This window comes from Streptomyces sp. NBC_00388, assembly GCF_036061255.1.
Lineage (GTDB): Bacteria > Actinomycetota > Actinomycetes > Streptomycetales > Streptomycetaceae > Streptomyces.
The window spans coordinates 6,124,042-6,148,370 of sequence record NZ_CP107948.1 but is presented as its reverse complement, the minus strand read 5'-3'; the positions used below and the strand labels follow the sequence as shown (position 1 = coordinate 6,148,370).

Below are 24,329 nucleotides of genomic sequence, written 5' to 3'. Positions count from 1 at the left end.
CAACCCATGGGCGCCCCGGTCCCGCCTGCGCTGTTAGGCCTTCCCATCACCTCGCGCCGGGCCGCCCGCGGCCCGGCGCGGTGGGGAGCCGCCGGCCTCTAGGCCTCCCACACCGCTGCGGCCGTGCGGTCGTCGGCGTATCCCTTGACGCGGACCTGTGTGTCGGCGAGGAACTCGGCGAGTCCGGGCGGTTCGGCAGGCGCCCAGCGTGCGGCCAGTTCGTCGGAGAGAGCGGGCTCGCCCCGCAGTGGCTCGGCGAGACCCGCGCTGCACAGCAGCAGGGTGTCTCCCGGCCGGGCCACCGAGGCCCGGAAGCGGAAGGGGCCGGTGGGCGGCGGGTGGGGTGCGCCGTCCCCGGCGGGGAGCGGCGGCGCGGTGCCGGGGTCCGTGGCCGGCCGGTCGCCGGGCAGCGCCCGGCCGGGGCCCGCGCCGTCCTCCCCCGCGCTCCCGGGGCGCCCGGGCAGCTCGGGCTCCATGTCCTGCCAGACCCCGTCACGGAGGCGGAAGAGGCCGCCGCCCCCGACGCCGAAGAAGACCCGGGTGCGGCAGTCGGGGTCCCCGGAGAGCAGCAGGCAGTGCAGGGAAGCGGTGTACTCGTGCGGGGCGAGGCCCAGTTCGGCGGCGCGGGCGCGCAGTCTGCCGAAGCCGCGCCCGGTGAGCCGGTGCAGTCCCGATTTGAGGTCGCCCCTGCGGCCCGCCCTGATGTCCTCGGCGAGCCGCAGCCTGCTGCGTCCGACCGCTGCGCCGATCCAGCGGCAGGCGTCGGCCGCGGCGAGGTGTGCTCCGCCCGGTGTCCGGGCGCCGCCCGCGACGGCGACCAGCACGAGCGCGTTGTCGCCGCTCCCGAAACGGGCGGTGAGCAGGGCGTCCCTGCGGGGCTCGCCCCGGTAGCGCGCGGAGTCACCGCGTACCGAGGCGGCGCGCACGGTGTACGAGCCGTAGGAGGCTCCGTCGAGGACGGTGTCGGCGACCAGCTCGTCCAGGGTGTCGGGCCGGGCGTCGGGCAGCGCGGTGGGCTCGGCGTCGTAGGTGGGCGGCCCGTCACCCACGTGGGTGACGGCGGGGCGCGGGGCTGCGGCGGTGCGTGCCGGAGGTACGGGAGGCCCGGCGGGCGGGGACTCCGGTGCGGGGCCGGGCGGGGCCGCCACCGCTCCGCCCGGGGGCCGGCGGACGGGAAGGGGCGGATGTGCGGCTGGCCCGGCCACCGCGGTGGTCTCCGGCGCGGGGAGCTCCGGCGCCGCGTTCCCGGGCGCGGCGGTCCCGGGCGCGGCTGCCCCAGGCGCGGCGGTCCCGGGCGCGGCTGTCTCCGGCGTGGCGGTCCCGGGCGCGGCTGTCTCCGGCGTGGTGTCGGCCGTGGTGGCCCCGGTCCGCTGGAAGGGGAAGGTACGGGAGGGCAGTACGCCCTCGGCCGGGGGCTCCCACGGCGCCCGTTCCTCCGGCCCGGCAGCCGCTCGCGGGGCGGCAGCCGGAGCCCCTGCCCACGGGGGCGGTCCGGCCGCCGGATCCGGTGGTCCCTCCGGGGCGGGCGGACCGGCTCCCGGGCCCGGTGGTTCCGGGGACCTCGCACCGGGATCCGCATCCGGGGCGCCGCCCACCGCCCCGGCCGCGGATGCGAAGCGGTCGTCCAGGCTGTCCCCCTTGTCCGCGGTCGTCCGGTCCTCTGCGGTCCCGTCGTACAGCCGGCCCCACCAGTCGTCGGCGGCGGCGGGCCTCTCCCCCTGCTGACTCATGCCCCTATTGTCCATCGATGGGGTGGTCCCGGTACAGGGCGCGCGGAATTGCCCGTTGGGCCGCACCGCCCCCCACGGGGGTGCGGTCCAACGGAGTTGGGGGTGGGCCGCCGCAAACCACCCGATACGGTCGGGGAGGCCGGGCCGGCGGCCGGTTTCTGTTACACCAGTTCGATCACCCTGGCAGAAACCGGAGTTGAGCGGCGATGATGTGCCGCGGCGGGAACCCGCCGTGACTCAAAGCCGCCACCGGATCGAGGTCCCCTTGCTCGGCGTCATAGGTCTGGACGATCTGCAGGAGTCGGCGTACCGCTCGCTCGTCGCACTGGGCGCGGCCGAGGTCGCCGATCTCGCGCACCGGCTCCAGCTCTCCGAGACCGAAACGGAACGCGCCCTGCGCCGCCTCGAACGCCACGGCCTCGCCGCGCAGTCCTCCGGGCGGACGGGCCGGTGGGTGGCCGCGCCGCCGGGTGTCGCCCTGGGCGCACTGCTCACCCAGCACCGCCACGAGCTGGAACAGGCGGAGCTGGCAGCGGCGTTGCTGGTCGAGGAGTTCCGGGCGGAGGCGAGGGAGCCCGCTGTACTCGATCTGGTGGAGGTGGTCACCGGGGCGAACGCGGTCTCCCAGCGTTTTCTGCAGTTGCAGCTGGGCGCGACCGACGAGGTCTGCGCGCTGGTGACCGGCGGCAATCCGATCGCGGTGTCCGGCGGTGACAACGATGCCGAGGAGCGGGCCGCGACCCGTGGGGTCTCCTACCGGGTGGTGCTGGAGCGCGTCGTCCTGGAGGAGCCGGGCGGGACGGCCGCGCTGGCGGAGGCCCTCGGCCGCAAGGAGCGGGTACGGGTGGTGGACCGGGTACCGACGAAGCTGGTGATCGCGGACCGGAGCCTGGCGATGGTGCCGCTGACCGGCCGGGGCGCGCAGCCCTCAGCACTGGTCGTCCATGAGAGCGGGCTCCTGGAATCACTGCGCGGTCTGTTCGATGCCGTGTGGCGGGAGGCGCTGCCCCTGCGGCTGGGGCACGACGGAGAGGTCGCCGAGGACGGCGAGCCCGGCCCCGACGCCACGGATCTCCAGATCCTCTCCCTGCTGCTCGCCGGAATGACGGATGCCAGCGTCGCCAAGCAGCTGGAGCTGGGGCTGCGGACGGTGCAGCGGCGGGTGAAGGGCCTGATGGAGCTGACCGGGGTCACCACACGGCTGCAGCTCGGCTGGCACGCGTACGAGAAGGGATGGGTCGCCAGGACCCCGCGTCCGGCACGGAGCTGACCGCCGCACCCCACCGGCGGGGTGCGGCCGGCCGGTCCCCGCTTCGCGCGCCTGCCGGGCGGCGGGCCGGTACGGACGCCGGGCGGGAGGGGCGGCGCGGGTCCGTCGCCGCGCTGCGGGAGACGTGCGCTTACTGCACGCTTGACAGATGAGTCTGTGGCAGCTCGTCGCGGTCGGCCTGGTGATGCTGCTCGGCCTGGTGGGGGTCCTGGTCCCCGGCGTGCCTGGTCCTGCGATCGTATGGGCCGCCGTCGCGTGGTGGGCGCTGACCGACACCACCGGCCTGGCCTGGGGAATCCTCGCGGGTGCGACCGCTCTGCTGCTGCTCAGCCAGGCCCTGCGCCCGCTGCTGCCGACCCGCCGCCCGAAGGAGGCGGGGGTGCCGCGCAGGACGGTGTACACGGGCGGGGCCGCGGGGATCGTGGGCTTCTTCGTCGTTCCCGTGCTGGGCGGCATCGCCGGTTTCGTCGGAGGGATCTACGGAGCGGAGCGGGTACGGCTCGGCAGTCACCGGGCGGGCTGGGCCTCCACCCGGACGGTCATGCGGGCCATCGGTACGGCCCTGCTCGTCGAGCTGCTCGCCTGCCTCTCCGTCACCGGCGCCTGGATCGGCGCCCTCCTGCGCGGCTAGAGCGCTTCACCCACACCGACTCGGACAGCAATACATGGGATCTCTCTCGACTCATTGACGCACCTCTACGCCCTGTCTACCTTTCTCCGGGGGATAGCTCGGATGAATTCTTGGGTTACGAGTCGCCGGGAGGCGTCATGGCCGCTGCACCTGAACCACCGAAGCGACGCACCTTCCTCGCCACCGGCACCGCTGTCGGCGGCGCCCTGCTCACCGGGGGCCTCGCCGCGGTGCCCGCGCAGGCGGCCCCGGGTGGCGCCACGGGTCCGGCGCCCCACCTCACACCGACCGCCGTACAGGCACCGGAGGACAGCTGGGAGGCGATCCTGGCGGACGCCGACCTCGTCTGGCAGAGGATGCCGCAGACCTGGTACGAGGGTCCGTATCTCGGCAACGGCTACCTGGGCTCCGGCATCTACGCCGAGCCCGGCAGGAACGCGGTCCGCTTCAACGTCCAGCACACCGAGGTCACCGACCACCGCCCCGAGTTCGGTTCGCTCTTCGGCCTCGCCCGGCTGCCCATCGGGTACTTCACGCTGGAACCGGCCGGCACCATCACCGCCCTCGACTGGCGGCTGGGGCTGCGCGACGCCGAACTGACGGGCACTCTGACCACCGACCGCGGCACCCTCACGCTGCGCGCGCTGGTCCACGACTCGCTCTCCGTCCTGGCCGTCGAGATCACCCCGAGCGCGGGCGAGAAGGGCTTCCGCTGGGTCTTCCACCCGGCCGATTCGATCAGTCCGCGCGCCGCTTCGATGCCCCTCCCCGACGGGTACACGGCCAATCCGCCCGCCGTGACCGAGCAGCACGGCGGGGTGACGACCGCGGTCCAGCCGCTGCTCGCCGGCGGCCAGCACGTGACCGCGTGGCAGGAGCACACCCATGGTGCGCGGCGCACGCTGTACGCCGCCGTGACGCACTCCCACCCGGAGAACACCGCCCGCGACCGGGCCGTACGGCTGATCCGCAGGGCCGCGCCGCTCCCCTACGACGTGCATGCCCTGACCCACCGCGCCTGGTGGCACGCCTACTACCGCAAGAGCTTCGTCTCGGTGCCCGACGCCCGGATCCAGCGCTTCTACTGGATCCAGCTCTACAAGGTGGCGTCCGCCGCCCGGGCCGACGCGCCCGTCATGGCCACCTCCGGGCCCTGGCTGGAGCCGACACCCTGGCCCAACACCTGGTGGAACCTCAACGTCCAGCTGGAGTACTGGCTGATCCATGGCTCCAACCACCTGGAACTCGACGCGGTGACCAGGGCGTTGGGCGAATTCCGGGAGAACCTGTCGAATCAGCTGGCAGCGCCGTACCGGAAGGACTCGGCGGGCATCCCGCGCACCACCGACCCCCAGCTGGTCAACGGCGCGGCCGTCGCCAACGGCGGTTACGGCGTGGGCATCCCCGGCGAGGATCCGCCCACCCCGGAGGTCGGCAACCTCACCTGGGCCCTGCACAACGTCTGGCTGAGCTACCGCCACACCATGGACGAGCGGATCCTGCGCGACACGCTCTTCCCGCTGCTGCGCAAGGCCGTCAACTACTACCTGCACTTCCTGACCCCGGGGAAGGACGGGAAGCTGCACCTGCCCGCCACCTTCTCACCCGAGTACGGGGTCGACGCCCCGGACACCAACTACGACCTGATGCTGCTGCGCTGGGGCTGCCGCACCCTGGTCGAGTCCGCCGCCACTCTCCGCGTCAAGGACCCGCTGACGGAGCGCTGGCAGGAGGTGCTGGCGAAGCTGGCGCCCTACCCGGTCGACGAGAACGGCTTCATGATCGGCGCGGGTGTCCCCTTCGCGATGTCCCACCGCCACTACTCGCATCTCCTCGCGGTCTACCCGCTCTACGAGCTGACCGGCCGCACCCCGGACGAGCGGGCGCTGATCGAGAAGTCGCTGGCGCACTGGGTCGGCTTCGAAGGGGCCCTCCAGGGCTATACGTTCACCGGTGCCACGTCGATGTCAGCGCTGCTCGGCAAGGGTGACGACGCGCTGAAGTACCTGGGTGAGCTGATGGCCCGCTTCATCCAGGCCAACACCATGTACAAGGAGTCCGGCCCGGTCATCGAGACACCGCTGTCGGCCGCACAGTCGCTGCACGACATGCTCTGCCAGTCGTGGGGCGGTGTGATCAGGGTCTTTCCCGCCGTCCCCGCGGCCTGGCGGGACCTGGTGCTCCATGACTTCCGCACCCAGGGCGCGTTCCTGGTCAGTGCGGTACGGGAGAAGGGGGTGACCCGCTGGGTCAGGGTGACCAGTGAGGCGGGTGCGCCGTGCACGGTGCGCCACGGAGTCACGGGTCCCCTCGACGTACGCGACGCCCACGGCCGCGCCCTGCGGTACGAGGACGGTGGCGACGGCACTGTCTCCGTCCCGCTCCGCGAGGGCGAGTCCGCGCTCATCACCGCGGCGGGCGACCGCCCGGACCTGACGGTCCGGCCGGTCGCCCCCTCCGCACAGGCCCCCCGCTGGGGTCTGCCCGCGTGAGACACGGACGTCCCTGGCCCCGCTGACGCTGCGGTGGCGGGGCAGGCACGCGATGCTTGGCGCATGACTGAATTCACCGAAGCCGAGCGCGCCTATCTCGCCACCCAGCGCCTGGGGCGGCTGGCCACCGTCGACCCCAGGGGGCAGCCGCAGGCCAATCCGGTCGGTTTCTTCCCGCAGGAGGACGGGACGATCCTGATCGGCGGATACGCCCTCGGCACGACCAAGAAGTGGCGGAATCTGCTGGCCAATCCGAAGGTCGCCCTGGTCGTCGACGACGTGGTGAGCCTGCAGCCGTGGCAGGTTCGCGGGGTGGACATCAGGGGCGAGGCCGAGCTGCTGACCGGGCCGCACGAGCTCGGCCCGCACTTCAGCGAAGAGCTGATCCGCATCCACCCCGCGAAGATCCACAGCTGGGGTCTTGACTGAACCGGGGAGTCCCGCCCCGCAACTCCCCGGCTCCTCAGCTCTGTTCGAGCCAGAGGTGGCGCAGCGCGTACGAACGCCAGGGCCGCCAGTTCTCCGCGCCCGCCTCCCCGGTGAACACCACGTCCGGGTCGCCCAGCGCGCGCATCCGGATCAGCGCCGCCGCGTGCGGGATCATGCCGGGCAGCGCGAGCAGGGCCTGTTCGGCCTCGTCGCGGTCGGCTCCGGGGTCCAGGCGCACTCCGGACACGGCGCCCAGTGAGGGCTCGTCGGCCAGCAGTTCGGCCGGGGCCGGGAAGAGATGGGTGAGTCCCCCGGAGGGCCGGTCGAGCGGTGTGCCGAAGCGCTCGACCAGCCACTGCGACTTCTCCCGCCCGGCCAGCGCCCGTACCGCGAACTCCTCGGGCTCCGCGGTACCGGGCGAACGCAGCCCGGGACGGCGTGCGATCAGCGGCGCGAGGCGCGGGTCTGCGGAGAGGCGCTCGTCGATGGCGTACGGGTCCGCGTCCAGGTCGAAGAGCCGGCGCAGACGCTGCACCGCTGTGGTCAGGTCCCGCAGATCGGTGAGGTGGATCCGGGCGTCCAGCCAGCGCCCCGCCGCCCGTTCGCCCACGGACGCGATGCCCGAGCCGTACGGCAGCCGCAGGGTGCGCCGGTAGGTGCGGGAGCCCGGCTTGCCGAGCATCTCCTCGATCCGCGGGATCGCCTCGCGCGCCAGGAGATCGAAGACCTCCCGTGCCGCGTACGGGCCGCGGTGGGCGAGTCGCAGCGGGATACCGCCTGCTGTCCCTGCGGCGCCGGGCACGGACGCGACGGCCTCGGCGCGCAGCTCGCTCGGCGTACGCGCGTAGATCTGCCTGATGGTGTCGTTGAACTGCCGCACGCTCGCGAAGCCGGAGGCGAACGCGACCTCCGTGACGGGCAGCCCGGTGGTCTGGAGGAGGATCCGCGCGGTGTGCGAGCGCTGCGCGCGGGCCAGCGCGACCGGGCCCGCCCCGACCTCGGCTGTCAGCTGCCGCTGGACCTGCCGGGTGCTGTATCCGAGCCGTCCCGCGAGGCCCGGGACGCCCTCGCGGTCGACCACGCCGTCGCCGATCATCCGCATGGCGCGGCCGACCACGTCGGCGCGGACGTCCCAGGCCGCAGAGCCGGGGACGGCGTCCGGCCGGCAGCGGCGGCAGGCCCGGAATCCGCCGCCCTGAGCCGCCGCCGCTGTCGGGTAGAAGCAGACGTTCCTGCGTTTGGGGGTCACCGCCGGACAGCTGGGCCGGCAGTAGATCCCCGTGGTGCGCACGGCGAAGAAGAACTCCCCGTCGAAACGCGCGTCGCGGCTGCTCACCGCCTCGTACCTGGTCTCTTCGTCCATCACGGGGTCCAGTGTGCCCCGGCCCCAGGCCTCCGTCCGGCGGAAATCGGACGGCACACCCGGGGGCCGGGGCCCGGCCCCCGGCCCAGGACAGCCCTCAGCGGATCCTGCCGCGCTTGGCCGCCATGTTCGCCCGGCCCTCCGCGCCCTTCAGCTTCCAGTTCCGCCTGATGTCGGCGCGCATCCGCGCGTCGGTCCTCGCGAGGATGCGCTGGTTCTCCCGGAACAGCTTGCGGTAGCTCTCCAGACGGCGGACCGGCAGCGAGCCGTCATCGATGGCCCTGAGCACCGCGCACCCCGGCTCCGATTCATGGGCGCAGTCGTGGAACCGGCACTCGCCGGCAAGGGCGTCGATCTCGGAGAAGACCTGGCTGACCCCGCTCGACGCGTCCCAGAGCCCGACTCCGCGCAGCCCCGGAGTGTCGATGAGGACACCGCCACCCGGCAGGACGAGCAGATTGCGGGTGGTGGTGGTGTGGCGGCCCTTGCCGTCCACATCCCGGGCGGCCCGCACCTCCATCACGTCCTCGCCGACCAGGGCGTTGGCCAGGGTCGACTTGCCCGCTCCCGATGCGCCGAGCAGGACGCTCGTCCCCCCGGCCACCACGGCGGCCAGGACGTCGACGCCCTCGCCCGTCGTGGCGCTGACGGGCAGCACCTGTACGCCGGGCGCGGTGGTCCCGACGTCCTCGACGAGATACGAGAGCCCGGTGGGGCCGGGCACCAGATCGGACTTGGTGAGTACGACCAGGGGTGTGGCGCCCGGCTGCCGGGAGAGCGCCGCGCCAGGCGGTGGTACCTCACTGCCCGCGCCCGACATGGCGAGGGCGAGGAATCGCTCGATCCGGCCGAGATGCAATTCGGTGGCGAGCGAGACACAGATGACGATGTGGTCGATATTGGTCGCCAGTACCTGGCCCTCGGAACGCTTCGACGATGTCGAGCGCACGAAGGCCGTACGCCGCGGGAGCAGTGTCCGCACGTATCGCGGATCGCGGTCTCCGGGGTCGACCGCGGCCCAGTCCCCCGTGCACACGACCTTCATCGGGTCACGCGGAACCACGAACTCGGTGTCGGCACGTACGGTGCCGGACGCCGTGACCACGTCGCACTGCCCGCGGTCGACCCGCACGACCCGGCCGGGGACCAGACCGCGTTCGGCGTACGGGGTGAACTCGGCTTCCCGGTCCGCGTCCCAGCCGTACGGCGCAAGGGGGTGCGAGGACGCGGAGGAATCCTGGGAGAGAGAGGAGAAAGACAAGGGGTGACCCTTCACAAGGGTGGCCCGGCACCACGCTCACCGGCGTGGAGGAAGAGAGGTCAGCCGGAGGCCACGGAGGTGGACTGGATGAGCTTCCGGGTGCGAGCAGCACCCACCATGACGACAGCCATCGGTCACGCCTCCTTCGTCTTGCGCCGGCCGGTCCGGCAGCGGTCGGCCGCCGGAGGAACGCCCGAACCATAACCACGGGCTCCGGCAGCCCGCCACCTCTTTTCCCGCAGGGCACCGACGCCGTCGGCGTCGGGGCGGGTTCCCGGGCCGCCCTGCGGCCCGCAGCGGGCAGGCAGGATCGTCGGTCCCGGTCCCGCGCCCGCCGTGCACCCCGCTGCGGAAGGTGGGGAAGTGGGACGATACCTCCGGCGGTACACGCCGGATCCCGGAGCGGTAGCGGGCGGGGATTGCGCCGGAACTCCGGTACTGCATATTCACGGGTGTCGGGAGCAGGTCGGGTGACCGGGCCCCCGAAGCGGCACCGAGGGTTGTGGTGCCCGGAACGGTCGTGCATTCCTGCAGGGTTCCAGCGAAGGGTCCGATTCGTTTGAGCCACGGTAACCCGTTGCCCTACAACGCTCTTGAATCCGAACTCCGATTCGAAATCCTCGGCCCGATGAACATCAGTTCCGGCGGGAAACACGTCGCCCTCGGCCCGCCCCGCCAGCGCGCGCTGCTCGCGGTCCTCCTGATCAACGTCGGCCGTGTGGTGCCCCTCGCCTCGATCATCCAGGCCGTCTGGGGGCAGAACCCCCCGCGGCGGGTCACCGGAACGCTCCAGGCGTACGTCTCCCGGCTGAGGAAGGTACTGAGGCACCACGACAAATCGGTGCGGCTCACCCACCATCTCCATGGATATCTGCTGGAGGCCGACGCCCGGCTGGTCGACGCCGTGGTCTTCGAGGCGCGGGCGAAGGACTGCAGGAAGCTCCTTGAGGGCGGTGATGCGCAAGCCGCGCGCTCGGCGGCCTGGTCGGTCCTGGAACTGTGGAAGGGCAAACCCCTGGAGGAGCTCTGTGATTACGAGTTCGCCGTGATGGAGGCGGACCGCCTCGAACAGATACGCCTTCGTGTCCTCGATGTGTGGGCCCAGGCATGCCTTCAGCTGGGTGCCTACGAAGAGGTGACGATCCAGCTCGGTGAGGAGCTGCGCCGGGACCCGGGTCTGGAGCGGCTGGGCGGGCAGTTGATGCTGGCTCAATATCACTCCGGACAGCCCGCGGAAGCACTGCACACGTACGAACGGATCCGGATCTCGGTGGCGAAGGACCTGGGGGCCGATCTCAGCCGGGAACTGCAAGCCCTGCACGGAAAGATCCTCCGCCAGGAGCTCGCGGACCCGGCGGTGCCGGGCCCGTCCTCCCCCGCCGCCCCGGCGTCGCGCACCGCCCCTCCGTCCGGTCCTGCGGCGCCGGAGGACCGGTCGGAAATATCGCCGCCCGGGGCCGCGGCTGCCCGGCCGGCCCCGCTGCCGGGCCGGTGGCTCGCCGGCAGACAGGCCGAGGTGGAGCAACTCCGGGGCCTGCTGGAGGACGCACGTCGCGGCCGGGGCCATCTGCTGCTGGTGATGGGCGAACAGGGCATCGGAAAGACCGAGTTGTTACGGGAGATGGCACAACAGGTCAGTCCCGAGGTGCGCGTGGTCCGCTCGTCCTGCAGCGCGATCCCCTCGTCCCCCATCTACTGGATCTGGGAACAGGCCGTCCAGCAGGTGGGAGACGCGACCGCGCACAGCCCGGATCCGCAGCCCCAGACCGACTGGACGCCTGCCCAGCACTTCGCCCACCAGATGCGCACCTGCCAGGCCTTACTCACCGCCGCGGAACACGGCCCCCTGGTCGTGCTGCTGGAGGACCTGCACTTCGCCGACCCACGCGTACTGGATCTGCTTCACCTGCTGACCCGGCAGATCACCCATGCCCAGGTGGTGGTGCTCGCCTCGATGCGTGACCACGCTCTGGCCGGGGACCGGTCGCTGCGGCGCGCCGTGGGCCGCATCCTCCAGGAGAGCAACACCACCGCGGTCCGGCTGAAGGGCCTCACCGACGCACAGAGCCGCGACCTGATCACCGCGGTCCGGGGCACGGCGCCCCCGCAGGACGAGGTGCGCCGGCTCCAGGAGGCCACCGGCGGCAACCCGTTCCTGCTGCACAGTCTGCTCGCCACCCGGACGACGGCGCGGCCGGAGGGGCAACCTGTGCCCTTCGAGGTGCGTGAGGTGCTGTACGAACGCCTCAGCCAGTGCTCTGCCGACGCGCGCGACGTCCTCACCCTGTGCGCCGTGATCGGCACCCGCGTATGGCGTCCCCTGCTCGCGGGTCCGCTGTCCTCGCGCGGGCTGCCACCGGACCTCGTCGACGAGGTTCTGCGCACCGGTCTGCTGCGGCCCGACGCCGCCGACGAGAGCCACCTCTCCTTCACCCACGGGCTCGTGCGCGACTTCCTCCTGGAGGGCGCACAGCCCCTCACCCGCGCCCGCTGGCACCAGGAGGTCGCCGCCGTCCTGGTCAAGCGGTACCAGCCGGGGGACGACACCGCCGAGATCCGCCATCACTGCCTGCAGGCCGCTCGGATCCTCGGCGCCGACGAAGGCGTGCGCCCCCTCCTCGTCCTGGCCGACCAGGCACAGGGACGCTTCTTCCACCACGAGGCGCAGCGTCACCTGGAGGACGTGGCCTCCGTCATCGCGGCGCTGCCCGGGGACGAGAGGACCTCGGCGGTCGAACTGTGCCTGCACAAGCGGATGATGTGGCTCTACGCCCTGCTGGAGGGCTACGGATCCCCGCGGGTCAAGCGCGCCTTCGGCCAGGCACGGCAGCTGGAGCGGTCCCTGGACAACACGAAGCCCACGGAGCTGCTCCACACCCGGGCGATCGTGGCCATCGCCGAAGGCCAGTACACCACCGCGGCGGAGACAGCCAGCCTGCTGTACGAACTGGCCGAACACGGCGGGGGCCAGGAGGCGAGAACAGCGGCCTGCTACGCGGACGGTGTCACCCTGCATGTGCGGGGCCGCCTCGACGAGGCACTCGCCACGCTCGGGCAGGGGGTCGGCATCATCGACCGGCTCCTGGACGCGTCCGGCGGCCGGAAACGCATGGACAACGGTCTCCTGCACGACCAGCGGATCGACTACCGGGCCTATCTGGCACTCACCCACTGGCTGAACGGCGACCAGTCACAGGCCACGCAGTACCGCTCGGAGATACTGCAGCTGACCCAGTCGGACCGCTACGACCGGCCGTGGGACCGCGCCTTCGCCCGCTACGTGGACGCCCTGCTCGCCATGGCGGAGGGCGACGTCCAGGGCGCCTGGACGGCCGGCAGGGCCGGGGTGGATCTCACCACCAGATGTCAGCTCGTCTACTGGCACGACATGCTCGCCGTTCCGCTCGGCTGGGCCGAGGTGCGCCAGGGCATGCACGAGAGTGGACTGGCGCGGATACGAGGGGCTCTGCAGGCAGCGGCCGGTCACCGGACCCTGCTGCGCCGCACCCTGCATCTGGGGCTGCTCGCCGACGCCCTGCGGCACGCGGGTCGCGAGGACGAGGCGCGGCAGACCATCGCCCTGGCCGCCCGGGAGATCGGGGAGCGGGGCGAGTACGTCTATCTGCGCCCGCAATGGCCCTTCGCCTCCCTCCTGCACGAACACGGCGTCGACGAGACGGCCGCCGGTGTGATGCCGGGGCGCCGGGTGCAGTGATCACGAGCGTCGCCGGCCGTCACAGGGCCCGGTCGCGAGACGCCCGCCCGCCCGGACGCCGCACAGCTCAGCCGACCGACATGTCCGTGTCGACCGGTGCCGTGGTGACCGGCGCCGGCCGACGCATCCGGGCCAGCAGCAGGTGCGCGGAGGCGGCCGAAAGCGCCAGGGCCACACAGGCGGCCCAGACGACGGCAGAACCGAACGCCTGGATGAGCTGCCCGCTGAGCAGCGGCGCCAAGGCCACGGACGCACTCCATACGGACAGGAACCACCCCTGGTAGGTGCCGTGCCCGTCCGGCGGAGCCGAGGCGGCGACCAGCGCCATGCAGGTCGGCCATACCACGATCTCCCCCAGGCTCCACAGCACGACCGTCGCCGCGTACCCGGGAACGGAGTGGACGACGGCGGTCAGTCCCAGACCCGTACCGGTGACCAGCGTGGCCGCGGCCAGCGCGATCTCGGGGCGCATCCGCCCCGCAAGCCTGGTCAACGGCAACTGCAACACGGCGATGACCAGGCCGTTCATCATCATGACGAGGCCGTAGTCGGCCGGGGAGAGGTGATCGGCCGTCATGGTCAGCGGCAGCGCGACCAACGGCTGCTGGAAGAGCACGCCGAGCAGCAGCACCGAACCGAGCAGCACCAGGAACGGCTTGTCGCGGTGGACGGACCGGGCCGGCCGGGCGGGCGTCCCCCGGCTCGTGACGGCCGTCTCGGGACGCGTCTCCGGCACCCACCGGTAGACCATGGCACCGGCGGCCACGTTGGCCAGCGCGTTGACCGCGAACAAGATCAGGAAACCGTGCTCGGCCGCCGCACCCGCGGTCACGGCGGCGGCCGAGAACCCCAGGTTGGTGGCCCAGTACAGCAAGGAGTAGGCGCGCGGCCGGTCGGCCTCGTCCACCAGGTCGGCGACGGCCGCCGCCCTGGCGGGCCTGGATGCGTTGAGCCCCAGGCCCACCACCAGCGTTCCCGCGAGGACCACACCCTCGGAGCGCGCCGTACCGAGCAGCACCATGCCGGTGACGGCCAGGGCCTCACTGGCCAGCAGGACCGCCCGGCGGCCGACCCGGTCCGCGAGTACGCCGCCCAGCAGCGAGGCGATCCCGCTGCCGACGCCGAACACGGCGAGTGTCAGACCCGTGAACGAGGCGGAGTAGCCCCGCGCGGTGGTCAGGTAGATCGCCAGGAACGGCACCACGAACCCGCCGGCCGACGTGATGAGCATGCCGCCCCAGAGCCACCAGTAGGAGCGCGGCAGTCCGCCCACAGTGGGCCGGAGCGATGTCACGAGTCGTTTCGCGCCCCGGCGGGCCGCACCGTCCTCCGTGCTCAACCCTGTTCCTCGTACTCGACGTGCAGGGTCCGGGCGAGATGGTCGCGGTAGGCCACGGCCGCGGCATCCGACTCGTGCCGGGACAGCACGATCGCCGGGTACCCGGACCAGTCCGGGTAGGAGCGCAGCAGCGCTCCGGGTCCGACGGTCTGCACCACGTAGTCCACCTGCGGGTCGGTACGCACGGCGTCCAGGCCGCGCACCCGGTTGATCCGTCCGCCCTTGCCGACCGGCACGAGGTAGGCGGCCACATGGCCGGCCGGTACCGGTTCCTCGCTCCAGCAGACCGGTTGCCGGCCCACATGGATGCGCAGCGCCTCGGCGGCCAGGTCGATCCCGCTGCTGCCGTGGACGAGGTGGTGCATGAAGCCCCCGCCGCCGATGCGCGCGCCCATTTCGAGCAGCACCGGCCGCACCCCGCCGACCAGCCTGAGCTCGGTGTGCGTGGTGCCTTCCGTGACGCCGAAGGCGTGGTGGGCGCCGATCACCTCCGCCTCGATCGCGGCCAGTATCTCGGCGGGCAGCTGGGCGGGGGCCCGCAGCGTGGTCTCCTCGAAGTAGGGGCCCGTCAGTTCCCCTTTCCAGCTGATGGCGCAGACCCGCACCTGCCCCTGGAACACCAGGGACTCGGCGGAGATCTCCGGCCCGTCCAGGTACTCCTCGACCAGCACGCCGGCGTTCTCGGCCGACCCGCCGCCGGGAGCCAGGTGGGTGTCGACGAGCTGCCAGGTGCGGGCGACGGCCTGCTCCAGGCTGTCCTTGTCGTCGACGCGGATCACACCGAGGCTGGAGAACCCGCTCGCCGGTTTGACCACGACGGGGAACCGCAGGGTCAGTGCCCCGGTCCAGGCGTCAGGATCGTCGACGACCGTGAAGCCGGGCGCCCCCAGGCCGGCGTCCCGCAGCCGCCGGCGCATACTGCGCTTGTCGCGCACCACCGCCGCGGCGTCCTCCGACAGGCCGGGGAGACCGAGCTCCCGCGCGGCGCGCGCCACGAACGGCACGACTTTCTCGTTGCCCGCCATGACTCCGGCGAACGGCTCGCGCCGGTAGCGGTCGGCGAGCGTGGACAGCGCCGCCTCCGGGTCCCCGTCGATGTCGAGCGGCAGCACTTCGACGACCCCGCCGGCCCGCGCGGCGGCCTCTGCCGAATCGTCCCCCCTCGGGACGAGGATCAGGTCGATACCGGCCCGCCCCGCGGCGTCGAACACCCAGGGAAGCGTGGACAACTGACCGACGAGGACGAGCTTCGGGCGCTGTGGCATGACGGCTCTCCGAGGGTTCTGCGTGGGCGGGTCCGGGGTACGGTGCGCCAACCGGAACGATCGCGGCACAGACTACCCAGGCGATCTTGATGCCGGCTTGCAAACCGTTTGATGTGGGGGCTCCGTGGGAGCGCTCAGCGCACGTGACCGTCGGGACCGGTCCGGCTGAGCACCGATCGCAGCCCGTCCGCGAGTTCGTCCGCGTCCTCACGGGTGAAGATGAGTGGCGGGTTGACGACCAGGGCGTAGGGGTTGGTACGCAGGATGATGCCCGCCTGTTCGCGCAAGGCGTCCGACACCTCCGGCGTTCCGTGCGGCAGCGGCCGGCGGCTCGCCCGGTCGGAGGTCAGTTCCACGGCCATCAGCAGGCCCAGCCGGCGGACCTCGCCCACGACCGGCAGGTCGGCCAGTTCCTCCAGCCGCCGGCCCAGGTATTCACCGACCGCCGTGGCGTTGTCCAGCAACCCCTCGCGTTCGATGATGTCGATGTTGGCCAGTCCCACAGCACAGGCCGTGGGGTGGCCCGTGTAGGTGTAGCCCACCGGAAAGCCGAGGTCGCCGGTCACTTCGGCGGCGACCTCCTCGGTGGTGAGGACGGCGCCGTGCGGGAGATATCCGGAGGTGATGCCCTTGGCCGTGACCATGATGTCGGGGGTCACGCCGAAGTGCTCCGCAGCGAACCAGTGGCCGGTGCGTCCGTAGGCCGTGACCACTTCGTCGGAGATCAGCAGGATGCCGTAGGAACGCAGGAGTTCCGCCACCCCCGGCCAGTAGCCGGCCGGCGGGACGACCGCGCCGCCGCCGCCCATGACCGGCTCACCGATCATCGCCGCGATCCGCTCAGGGCCGATCCGCTCGATGGTCTCGCGCAGTTCGGCCAGGCAGAAGTCGGTCACGTCGGCGCCGTCGAACAGCTCCCGGCGGTAGGGGTGCGGCGGGGTCAGGAAGTCGACGTCCGGCAGTGAGGGCCCGAATCCCTCGTGGTAGACGGGGAAGCCCGAGACCCCGCCGCTCCCGTAGCCGATCCCGTGGTAGGCCATGCGCCGGGACAGCACCCAGGTCCGCTGGGGCTCGCCGCGCCGGTGGTGGTAGAGGCGGGCCATGCGGAGCGCGATCTCGTTCCCCTCGGCCCCGCCGCTGGTGAAGTACACCCGGTTCAGCCCGTCCGGGGCCAGCCCGGCCAGCCGCGTGGCCAGTTCGACCGCACGGTCGTTGCTGATGGTCCCCCAGGTGTGGAAGTACTCCAGCCGGGTCATCTGCTCGGCCGCGGCCTGTGCGAGTTCCTCGCGGCCGTGACCCACCTGGCAGACGCCGAGCACGGCCGAAGCGTCCAGGTACTCCCGGCCGGCGGCGTCGCGCACCCGGCTGCCGGAGCCGGACACCAGCATCGTCCGGTCGGTGCGGTGCCCGGGGAGTGTGGGGTGGATGAGCGTGGCACGGTCCGCGGCGGCGAGCCCTGCGGCGAGCGCGTCGGGCACGGCGGAGGTTACAGAGGTCACGGTGGGCTCCTTCGTAACGGCTGGGGCTCCCGTCCACCCTCACGGCAGCCGCTTGCCGGACGCTGGACGTTCCGCTGTGTGCCGGACGGGCCCCCGCGCACCGGGCACGGGCCGGGCCGGGCCGCCCGGCAGGCGCCGCGTCAAACGGACGCCAAGAGTTCGGTGGGACAGTCGAGCCGCCTCCCCCACTCTCGCGTCCTGGCGCTGCGACCCGAAAGGACCCTGGTGAAGTCCATCCTCTTCTACCTGCCCACAGTCGGCAGCCACGAGCAGATCCTGCGCGGCATGTCCGGCGTCAACCCGCAGAACTACCAGAACATGCTCTGGCAGCTCACCCGCCAGGCCCAGGCCGCCGACGAACTCGGCTACTGGGGCCTGTCCTTCACCGAACACCACTTCCACATCGAGGGGTTCGAGGTCTCCAACAACCCCATCATGCTGGGGCTCTACCTGGCCATGCAGACCAAGCACATCCGGGTCGGCCAGATGGCGAACGTGCTGCCCTTCCACAACCCCGTACGGCTCGCCGAGGATCTGGCGATGCTCGACCACATGACCCGGGGCCGCACGTTCGTCGGGATCGCACGGGGATTCCAGAAGCGGTGGGCCGAGGTCATGGGCCAGGTGTACGGGGTGGGCGGAACGCTCTCCGACGCCGGCGACAAGGACCGGCGCAACCGCGCGCTCTTCGAGGAGCACTGGGAGATCCTCAAGAAGGCGTGGACCACCGAGACCTTCTCGCACTCGGGCGACCAGTGGACGATCCCCGTCAAGGACCTGGAGTTCCCCTTCGAGGCGGTCCGCCGGTACGGCCGCGGCGTCGACGAGAACGGGATCGTCCAGGAGGTCGGCATCGCGCCCAAGCCGTACCAGCGCCCCCACCCGCCGGTCTTCCAGCCGTTCAGCTTCAGCGAGGACACCTTCCGTTTCTGCGCCCGTGAGGGTGTGGTGCCCATCCTGATGCACACCGACGACCAGATCGTCCGGCGTCTGATGGACCTCTACCAGGAGGAGGCCGAGGCGGCGGGGCACGGCAGGCTGCGGCACGGCGAGCGGGTGGGCGTGATGAAGGACGTCCTGGTGTCGAGGGACTCCGGCGAGGCCCATCACTGGGCGGCCCGCGGCGGCGGCTTCATCTTCGAGAACTGGTTCGGCCCCATGGGCTTCACCGAGGCACTGCGCAACGTCGGTGAGACGGGGCCGATCGGCTCGGACTACGGAACGCTCGTCGAGCGGGGCCTGGAGTGGGTCGGCACCCCGGACGACATCAACCGCAAGATCGAGAAGCTGGTGGAGAAGCACGACCCGGAGTACCTGCTCCAGTGCCAGTACTCCGGTCTCATCCCGCACGAGGTGCAGATGCGCAGCCTGGAGCTGTGGGCCACCGAGATCGCACCGAACTGGCTGTGACAGGAGTGGTGACGGTGGACCACCAGGTCTATGAGATCGGCGAACTCCCGCTGCTCAGCGGCGAGATACTCACCCGCGCCCGGATCGGGTACGCCGTGCAGGGCAGGCTCGACCCGGACGGCAGGAACGCCGTGCTGTGCCCGTCCTTCTTCGGCGGTGACCACACCGGCTACGACTGGCTGATCGGCGAGGGCCGGCCGCTGGACACCGGCCGGTACTGCGTCATCACGGCGGGGCTGTTCGGCAACGGCGTCTCCAGCTCTCCGAGCAACCACGCGTCGGGTGCGGACTTCCCGCTGATCACCCCGCAGGACAACGTCGCCGCGCAGCACCGGCTCCTGACCGGACACCTGGGTGTGACGGAGCTGGCCCTGGTCACCGGATGGTCGATGGGCGCGGCGCACACCTACCAGTGGGCGGTCTCCCATCCGGGGATGGTGCGGCGGATCGCGCCGGTCTGCGGCTCGGCGGTGACCAGCGAGCACAATCAGGTCTTCCTGACCGGTCTGGCCGCGGCGCTGGCCGCCGACGGCGGGGCGGGGCGGGGGCAACGGGCCGCCGGCCGGGTCTTCGCCGGCTGGGCGGCTTCGCACCCCTTCTGGGCCGGGCAGGCCTACCGGGAGCTCGGGTTCACGGACAGGGAGGACTATCTCACCAGGTTCTGGGAGCAGTTCTTCGTGGCAGGGCCCGCCGCCGCGGACCTGCTGTCCATGGTCCGCACCTGGGAACACGCGGACGTGGGGGCGACTCCTGGCTGCGACGGAAGCGCCGAGGCAGCCCTGTCCTCGGTCACGGCCGATGCCGTGCTGCTCCCCGCCGCCCTGGACCAGTGCTTCGCGGTCTCGGACGAGGAGCGGGCCGCCGGTCTGGTGCCGCACACGTCTCTGGAGGTGATCCCGGGAGTGTGGGGGCATCTGGCAGGGGCCGGAGCGAGCCCCGCCGACCGGGAGTTCATCGGGCGCGTGCTGCGCGGGCTGCTGGCGCGAGTGCCCACGTCCGCCGGGGCGCCGGCCATGTGACGGCCGGCGGCCGGGAAGGGGGAAGCGGACGGTGCCCGGCGCACCGTCCGCTTCCGTGCCGGTCGCGCCCGATCACGTCGAGTAGTCGGCGTTCAGGCGCACATAGCCCTCGGTCAGGTCGCAGCCGTACACGGTGAACGCCCCTCCCCCGATGCCGAGTTCGATGCCGATGACGACCTCGCTCCCGGCCATCTCGGCGGCGACGGCGGCCCGTACCCCGTCCTCGTCGCGTGCGCCCGGCAGCCCGGGCGGATAGACCGCCACGTCGCCGAAGCGGATGACCACCCGGTCCTGCTCGATATCGGTGTCGTCGGAACACTTGCCGATCGCCATGGCGACGCGGCCCCAGTTGGGATCACCACCGTGTACCGCGGTCTTCACCAGCGGGGAGTTGACCACGGCCTTGCCCACGCGCTTCGCCTGGGCGTCGTCCCGGGCCCCGGCCACTCGCACCTCGATCAGCTTGCCGGCGCCCTCGCCGTCGGCTGCGATGTCCTTCACCAGCTCCAGCGCCACCTCGTACAGCGCCTCTTCGAACGCGGCCGGGCTCACGTCGCCCGCCAGGCCGTTGGTGAAGAGGGCCGCCGTGTCACTGGTGGAGGTATCGGTGTCGATGCTGACGGCGTTGAAGGTACGGTCCATCACCCGGCGGAAGATGCGGTCCTGCTCGCCGGGGTCCAGCCGGGCGTCGCTGGCGAAGAAGGTGAGCAGGGTGGCCATGTCGGGTTCCATCATCCCGACCCCCTTGGCGATGCCGGTCAGGACCGCGTCGCCGACACGCCGGCGGACCAGCTTGGGCCGGGTGTCCGTGGTCATGATGGCCCGGGCGGCCCGGTCGAAGCCGCCCTCGGGCAGCGTGGCCTTCAGCGTCCCCAGGTGGTCGCGGATGGACGGCATCGGGTACTGACGGCCGATCACTCCCGTCGAGGCGATGAGCAGTTCGCCCTCGGGCACCCCGAGCGCCCGGGCCGTCAGCGCGCGCACCTCGCGGGCGTTGCGCTCCCCCTCGTCCCCGGTGGCGACGTTCGCGTTACGGGCCAGCACCACCACACCCCGGGCGTTGCGGTCCGCGCAGGCGGCACGGCTGATCACCACGCTGGGGCCCGCGAAACGGGACCGGGTAAAGACCGCGCTCACCGTGCCCGGCACGGTGGACATCAGGACGGTGAAGTCGTCGCGTCCGTCGTCCAGGAGACCGACGGGCGCGGTGTGCACCACGAATCCCCGTGGGGCGCAGTCATCGTTGTCTGTCATTCTCGCTCGTCTCCCGGAGCAGTCGTGGGCAGATGATTATCTATACCATGTGATGCATATAAATGTGATCCCGGTGTCGTATTCCGTCCCCGGCGCACACACATGCGGCCGGCCGGCAGGGGCTCGTGCGAGATCCTGCCGGCCGGCTCCCGGGACGGCGCCGCGGCTCAGCCGCGCGGCGTGAAGCTCACCACGTCACCCGCCCTCTCCCCGCCCGAGAGCTGTCCGTTGCGGTCGGTGCGGATGTAGACGCGGTGCAGCCACCGGTCCCGGCCGTCCCAGCGGGGGCTGAAAGGCGTACGGGCGTGCGTGGTACGGAAGTTGTCCACGATCAGCACGTCGCCGGGGGTCAGGTGGACCGCCTCGGTGACCTGGTCGAGCGCCTTCGACAGCGCGTCGACCGCCTTCGCGTCCTCGGGGTCGTCCGGTGTGAGCAGTTCCCGGTCGTAGCCGAGGAAGGGATCGTCCGGGTCCCCGTACAGCGGCTTGACCCGTGCGATCGCGCCCGGATCCGGTACGCCGCCGCGGAACGCGACGTCCACGGAGCACGGCATCCTGCGGTCGTACAGCCGCGCGCGCTCATCGGCGGTGAGCAGCGGCAGTGCCTTGCGGATCGAAGCGACCAGGGTGGCCGCCGTGCGCTCGTGGTCCGCCCGTGAGCAGGCCAGCAGCACGTAGTTCGGCTGGAGGGTGTGGTACGTCATCTCCGTGTGGAACTCCAGCAGTACCTCGGAGGTCTCGGAGGACAGGTAGTGGGCGTTCGGTGAGGGGTACACGTCGTGGTAGACGGTGCCCGCGCGCAGCTCCTGGTAGCCCGTGTGCAGACCCAGGCGGCGGCCGACGGCACCGAGCATGGCCTCCATGACCAGCAGCGGACGGTCCACCGGGGCGGGGGTGCTGTTCGGGGTCGTCGGCAGCGCGTCGTCCTCCTCCACGGGCAGGCCCCGCAGGAGCAGGTAACCGTCCTGATTTCCCCCGGTGTTGAAGGAGTCCAGGGCGGACGCCAGCCCGGCCGGCAGCCCGGTGGCGGCGGTCTTCGCGGCTTCGAGGAAGGTGTACAGGTCGGCGCGGGGGACCCGCGGCAGCGACGCGGCGAGGGCGCGCAGGTCCCCGGCGAATGCGGTGCAGTCCACGACTGTCACAGGGATTTCCTTTCATCGGTGTGGGCGCGGGCGTACTGGTACAGGAGCTCCGCGCCGATTTCGGTGGCGAGGATCGAGGTGATGCCGCCGTGGTCGTAGAGCGGCGAGACCTCCATGACGTCGAATCCGACCGGCCGCAGGTCGCCCACCCCGCGCAGCAGGGCAAGCACCTCCCGGGAGGACGGACCGCCGGGGGCCGGTGTCCCGGTCCCCGGGGCGAACGCCGGGTCCACGACGTCGACGTCGACCGACACATAGAGCGGGGCGTCGCCGATGATGTCCCGGGCCAGCCGTGCGGTGGCCTGGACGCCGAGCTCGGCGAACTCGTCGGATGTGACGATGCGCACGCCGTGTCCGCGGGCGTAGTCGAGTGAGTCGGGCTGCGGGTTGTGTCCCCGGATGCCGATCTGCACCATCCGCTGCGGATCCACCAGCTTCTCGTCGATGGCGTGGCGGAACGGGGTGCCGTGGTGGTATTCGCCGCCGTAGAAGGCGGGGTTGGTGTCGCTGTGGGCGTCCAGGTGGAGCACGGCCAGCGGCCCGTGCTTGGCCGAGACGGCCCGCAGCGCGGCGAGCGTCAGCGAGTGGTCCCCGCCGAGCATGAGGAACGCCGCGTTGTCGGCGAGCAGTTCGGTCAGCCGCTGCTGGGCGGTGTCCATCGCGATGTGCATGTTGAACGGGGTGAGGTCGATGTCCCCCACATCGGCGCACCGGATCAGATCGAAGGTGCCGGGACCGCGGTCGATGCCCACGCCGTGGATGAGCCCGGACTCGTTCCGGATGGCCCGGGGACCGAAGCGTGCGCCCGGCCGGTAACTGGTGCCCCCGTCGTACGGGGCGCCGACGACCACGACGTCCAGGCCGCTGGGGTCCGGATCGTGCGGCAGGCGCATGAAAGTGGGGAGCTGTGCGTAGCGGGGGGAGACGTTGATGTCGATGCGTTCCACGCCGTCATGACTCCTTCGATGTCAGCTGGATGACGGGGACCGTCAGGAAGTCGTCCGTGCGCTGCTCCGCAGCCGGTCGGCGACCAGCTGCACGGTCTGCGCGGTGTCCACCTCGTCCGGGTGCCGTCCCGCCACCACCACCTCGTCGAACAGTTCCTGCACGACGAGGCGCTTGGCGTGGTGCACACCGGCCTCGTCGACACCCGCCCCGGCGAGCAGCCGGCTGAACGACGAGGTGGTGCCTGACCCCTCGTGCACGCCGAGCTTGGGGCGGAGTACGGTCCGGGACGGCAACAGGTCGCCCATGGCGGCGCGGAGCACCCACTTGTCCTGCCCGTAGCGGCGCTTGAGCCCCGCCTCCAGGGAGACCAGGAGGTCGAGGACCTCGCGGTCCCAGTAGGGGTGGGTGGACCAGTGGCCGCCGACGCCGGAGAGCACGGGCGACATCTCGTTGAGGCCGTCGAAGGTCGCCATGTCGTGGGACAGAGCGGTGTCCAGGGCCGGCAACCGGTCCTCGCGGTGCATGCCGCCCAGCGGGATGTCGGCGCCGTATCCGGTCAGGATGCGCCGGCCTGGACCCTCCATCCGCAGGTAGAGGGCGGTGAGCGGGAGCAGGTATTCGATGATGTCCGGGTCGAGGGACTCCGCGGCCCACACGGTGTGGGGCAGTCTGCGCAGCAGTTCCGCGGTGGTGATGGTGATCTCGCTGTGCGCGGTGGCGAGGTGGTCGGCGACGACGCGGGCCTCCGGGAACTCGTCCGCGTCGTCGGTGCCCATCGACACGGTGTCGATGGGGTCTTCCCGCCCGAGGGCGGCCAGTGCGGCCACGCTGGAGGAGTCGATACCGCCCGACAGGACCACCAGCGGTGTCCCGGGGCCGGTGCGGGCCCGGACCGCGCGCTCCAGGCTCTGACGGACCGCTTCCACCGCCTCCTTCTCCGGCAGGATCCGGCGGGAGAGCGGCGGCGTCCAGGTCCGGTGGGCCGTGCAGACACCGGTGCCGAGCGCGATGTCCAGGACCGTTCCGGCCGGGACCTGATGGACTCCGGGGAGCCGGCGGACCGGCCGGGCGGCGGGCAGCGGCCGGCCCTCGGGAGCGCCGCGCAGCGCCTTGGCCTCGGTGGCGGCCACCACCCGGCCCGGTGCGGCAGTCACGTAGAGCGGTACCGAGCCGGCGTGGTCGGTGGCGAGCACGACCCGGTCCGCGGTGTGCACCAGCGCCGCGAAGCGTCCGTTGAGCAGCCGGAACCCGTGCAGGTCGTAGTGGTCGAAGAGCGCGAGGACGAGCCCGGCGTCATCGGCCGGGTCGGTGCCGCGGGGCAGCACCGACCTGAGTTCGCCCTGGTTGTAGAGCTCCCCGGCGAAGACCAGCGCCGACCCCCGTCCCCACGCCCGGGCCCCTTCCGGAGCCCCGGCGTGCAGCAGACTGGTGTGCACGGTGTGACCGCCCGGTTCCTCCCGCGTGTCGGCGCGGAGTCCCAGCGACGCGAAGGTCCCCTGCGGGACCGGCCCAGTACCTCGGTGCACTGCGGTGAGGAAGCCGATGGCGGCAGGCAGTGTCAT

The 24,329-nt window shown here is 72.0% G+C and carries 17 protein-coding genes; 7 read left to right on the top strand and 10 right to left on the bottom strand.

Annotated elements, in window-relative coordinates; translation table 11 throughout:
* Positions 1-98: 98 nt before the first annotated feature.
* Positions 99-1,730, bottom strand: a complete 1,632-nt coding sequence (locus OG917_RS27350) for a protein phosphatase 2C domain-containing protein (RefSeq protein WP_328320567.1) — start codon at positions 1,728-1,730, stop codon at positions 99-101.
* 265 nt (positions 1,731-1,995) lie between these two features.
* Between OG917_RS27350 and OG917_RS27345 the strand changes: the two genes are divergently transcribed.
* The 4 genes from OG917_RS27345 to OG917_RS27330 all read left to right on the top strand — a co-directional run bounded on the left by OG917_RS27345 (position 1,996) and on the right by OG917_RS27330 (position 6,552).
* Positions 1,996-3,000 (top strand): helix-turn-helix domain-containing protein, encoded by a 1,005-nt coding sequence (locus OG917_RS27345; protein WP_328322215.1) that lies wholly within the window; start codon positions 1,996-1,998, stop codon positions 2,998-3,000.
* A gap of 148 nt (positions 3,001-3,148) precedes the next feature.
* Positions 3,149-3,631 carry a DUF456 domain-containing protein gene (locus OG917_RS27340; protein ID WP_328320565.1) on the top strand — a complete coding sequence of 161 codons (483 nt, stop codon included), beginning with the start codon at positions 3,149-3,151 and terminating at the stop codon, positions 3,629-3,631.
* A 137-nt stretch (positions 3,632-3,768) separates the two neighbouring features.
* Positions 3,769-6,123, top strand: coding sequence for a glycosyl hydrolase family 95 catalytic domain-containing protein (locus tag OG917_RS27335; RefSeq protein WP_328320563.1), 2,355 nt, complete (start codon positions 3,769-3,771; stop codon positions 6,121-6,123).
* Between the two features lie 63 nt (positions 6,124-6,186).
* Positions 6,187-6,552, top strand: coding sequence for a PPOX class F420-dependent oxidoreductase (locus tag OG917_RS27330; protein WP_328320561.1), 366 nt, complete (start codon positions 6,187-6,189; stop codon positions 6,550-6,552).
* Between the two features lie 34 nt (positions 6,553-6,586).
* Here the strand turns inward: OG917_RS27330 and OG917_RS27325 are convergent, their stop codons facing one another.
* Positions 6,587-7,915 carry a DNA-3-methyladenine glycosylase 2 family protein gene (locus OG917_RS27325; protein WP_328322213.1) on the bottom strand — a complete coding sequence of 443 codons (1,329 nt, stop codon included), beginning with the start codon at positions 7,913-7,915 and terminating at the stop codon, positions 6,587-6,589.
* A 97-nt stretch (positions 7,916-8,012) separates the two neighbouring features.
* Positions 8,013-9,176: a ribosome small subunit-dependent GTPase A gene (rsgA, locus tag OG917_RS27320; RefSeq protein ID WP_328320559.1), complete on the bottom strand. Its 1,164-nt coding sequence runs from the start codon at positions 9,174-9,176 to the stop codon at positions 8,013-8,015.
* A gap of 628 nt (positions 9,177-9,804) precedes the next feature.
* Between rsgA and OG917_RS27315 the strand changes: the two genes are divergently transcribed.
* On the top strand, positions 9,805-12,891 hold the full coding sequence (locus tag OG917_RS27315; RefSeq protein ID WP_328320557.1) for a BTAD domain-containing putative transcriptional regulator: 3,087 nt from the start codon (positions 9,805-9,807) through the stop codon (positions 12,889-12,891).
* 67 nt (positions 12,892-12,958) lie between these two features.
* On the opposite strand, the gene OG917_RS27310 is transcribed toward OG917_RS27315, so the two are convergent.
* From OG917_RS27310 to OG917_RS27300, 3 genes are all read right to left on the bottom strand, one after another.
* On the bottom strand, positions 12,959-14,230 hold the full coding sequence (locus OG917_RS27310) for an MDR family MFS transporter (protein WP_328320555.1): 1,272 nt from the start codon (positions 14,228-14,230) through the stop codon (positions 12,959-12,961).
* On the bottom strand, positions 14,227-15,495 hold the full coding sequence (locus tag OG917_RS27305; RefSeq protein ID WP_328320553.1) for an ATP-grasp domain-containing protein: 1,269 nt from the start codon (positions 15,493-15,495) through the stop codon (positions 14,227-14,229). Before OG917_RS27305 ends, OG917_RS27310 begins: the two co-directional genes overlap by 4 nt.
* Positions 15,496-15,629: 134 nt before the next feature.
* On the bottom strand, positions 15,630-16,994 hold the full coding sequence (locus OG917_RS27300) for an aminotransferase family protein (RefSeq protein ID WP_328320551.1): 1,365 nt from the start codon (positions 16,992-16,994) through the stop codon (positions 15,630-15,632).
* A gap of 225 nt (positions 16,995-17,219) precedes the next feature.
* Here OG917_RS27300 and OG917_RS27295 point away from each other — a divergent pair, with 225 nt between their 5' ends.
* Positions 17,220-18,404 (top strand): LLM class flavin-dependent oxidoreductase, encoded by a 1,185-nt coding sequence (locus OG917_RS27295; RefSeq protein ID WP_328320549.1) that lies wholly within the window; start codon positions 17,220-17,222, stop codon positions 18,402-18,404.
* Entirely contained in the window at positions 18,371-19,423 is a 1,053-nt protein-coding gene (locus OG917_RS27290) for an alpha/beta fold hydrolase (RefSeq protein WP_328320547.1), read from the top strand. The genes OG917_RS27295 and OG917_RS27290 overlap by 34 nt, the downstream gene beginning before the upstream one ends.
* Positions 19,424-19,495: 72 nt before the next feature.
* On the opposite strand, the gene argJ is transcribed toward OG917_RS27290, so the two are convergent.
* The 4 genes from argJ to OG917_RS27270 all read right to left on the bottom strand — a co-directional run bounded on the left by argJ (position 19,496) and on the right by OG917_RS27270 (position 24,329).
* Positions 19,496-20,677, bottom strand: coding sequence for a bifunctional glutamate N-acetyltransferase/amino-acid acetyltransferase ArgJ (gene argJ, locus OG917_RS27285; RefSeq protein WP_328320545.1), 1,182 nt, complete (start codon positions 20,675-20,677; stop codon positions 19,496-19,498).
* Positions 20,678-20,844: 167 nt separating this feature from the next.
* On the bottom strand, positions 20,845-21,819 hold the full coding sequence (gene cs1, locus OG917_RS27280) for a clavaminate synthase Cs1 (protein ID WP_328320543.1): 975 nt from the start codon (positions 21,817-21,819) through the stop codon (positions 20,845-20,847).
* A complete protein-coding gene (gene speB / locus OG917_RS27275) occupies positions 21,816-22,766 on the bottom strand; it encodes an agmatinase (RefSeq protein ID WP_328320541.1) in 951 nt (316 codons plus the stop codon). Before speB ends, cs1 begins: the two co-directional genes overlap by 4 nt.
* A gap of 42 nt (positions 22,767-22,808) precedes the next feature.
* Positions 22,809-24,329, bottom strand: a complete 1,521-nt coding sequence (locus tag OG917_RS27270; protein WP_328320539.1) for an asparagine synthase-related protein — start codon at positions 24,327-24,329, stop codon at positions 22,809-22,811.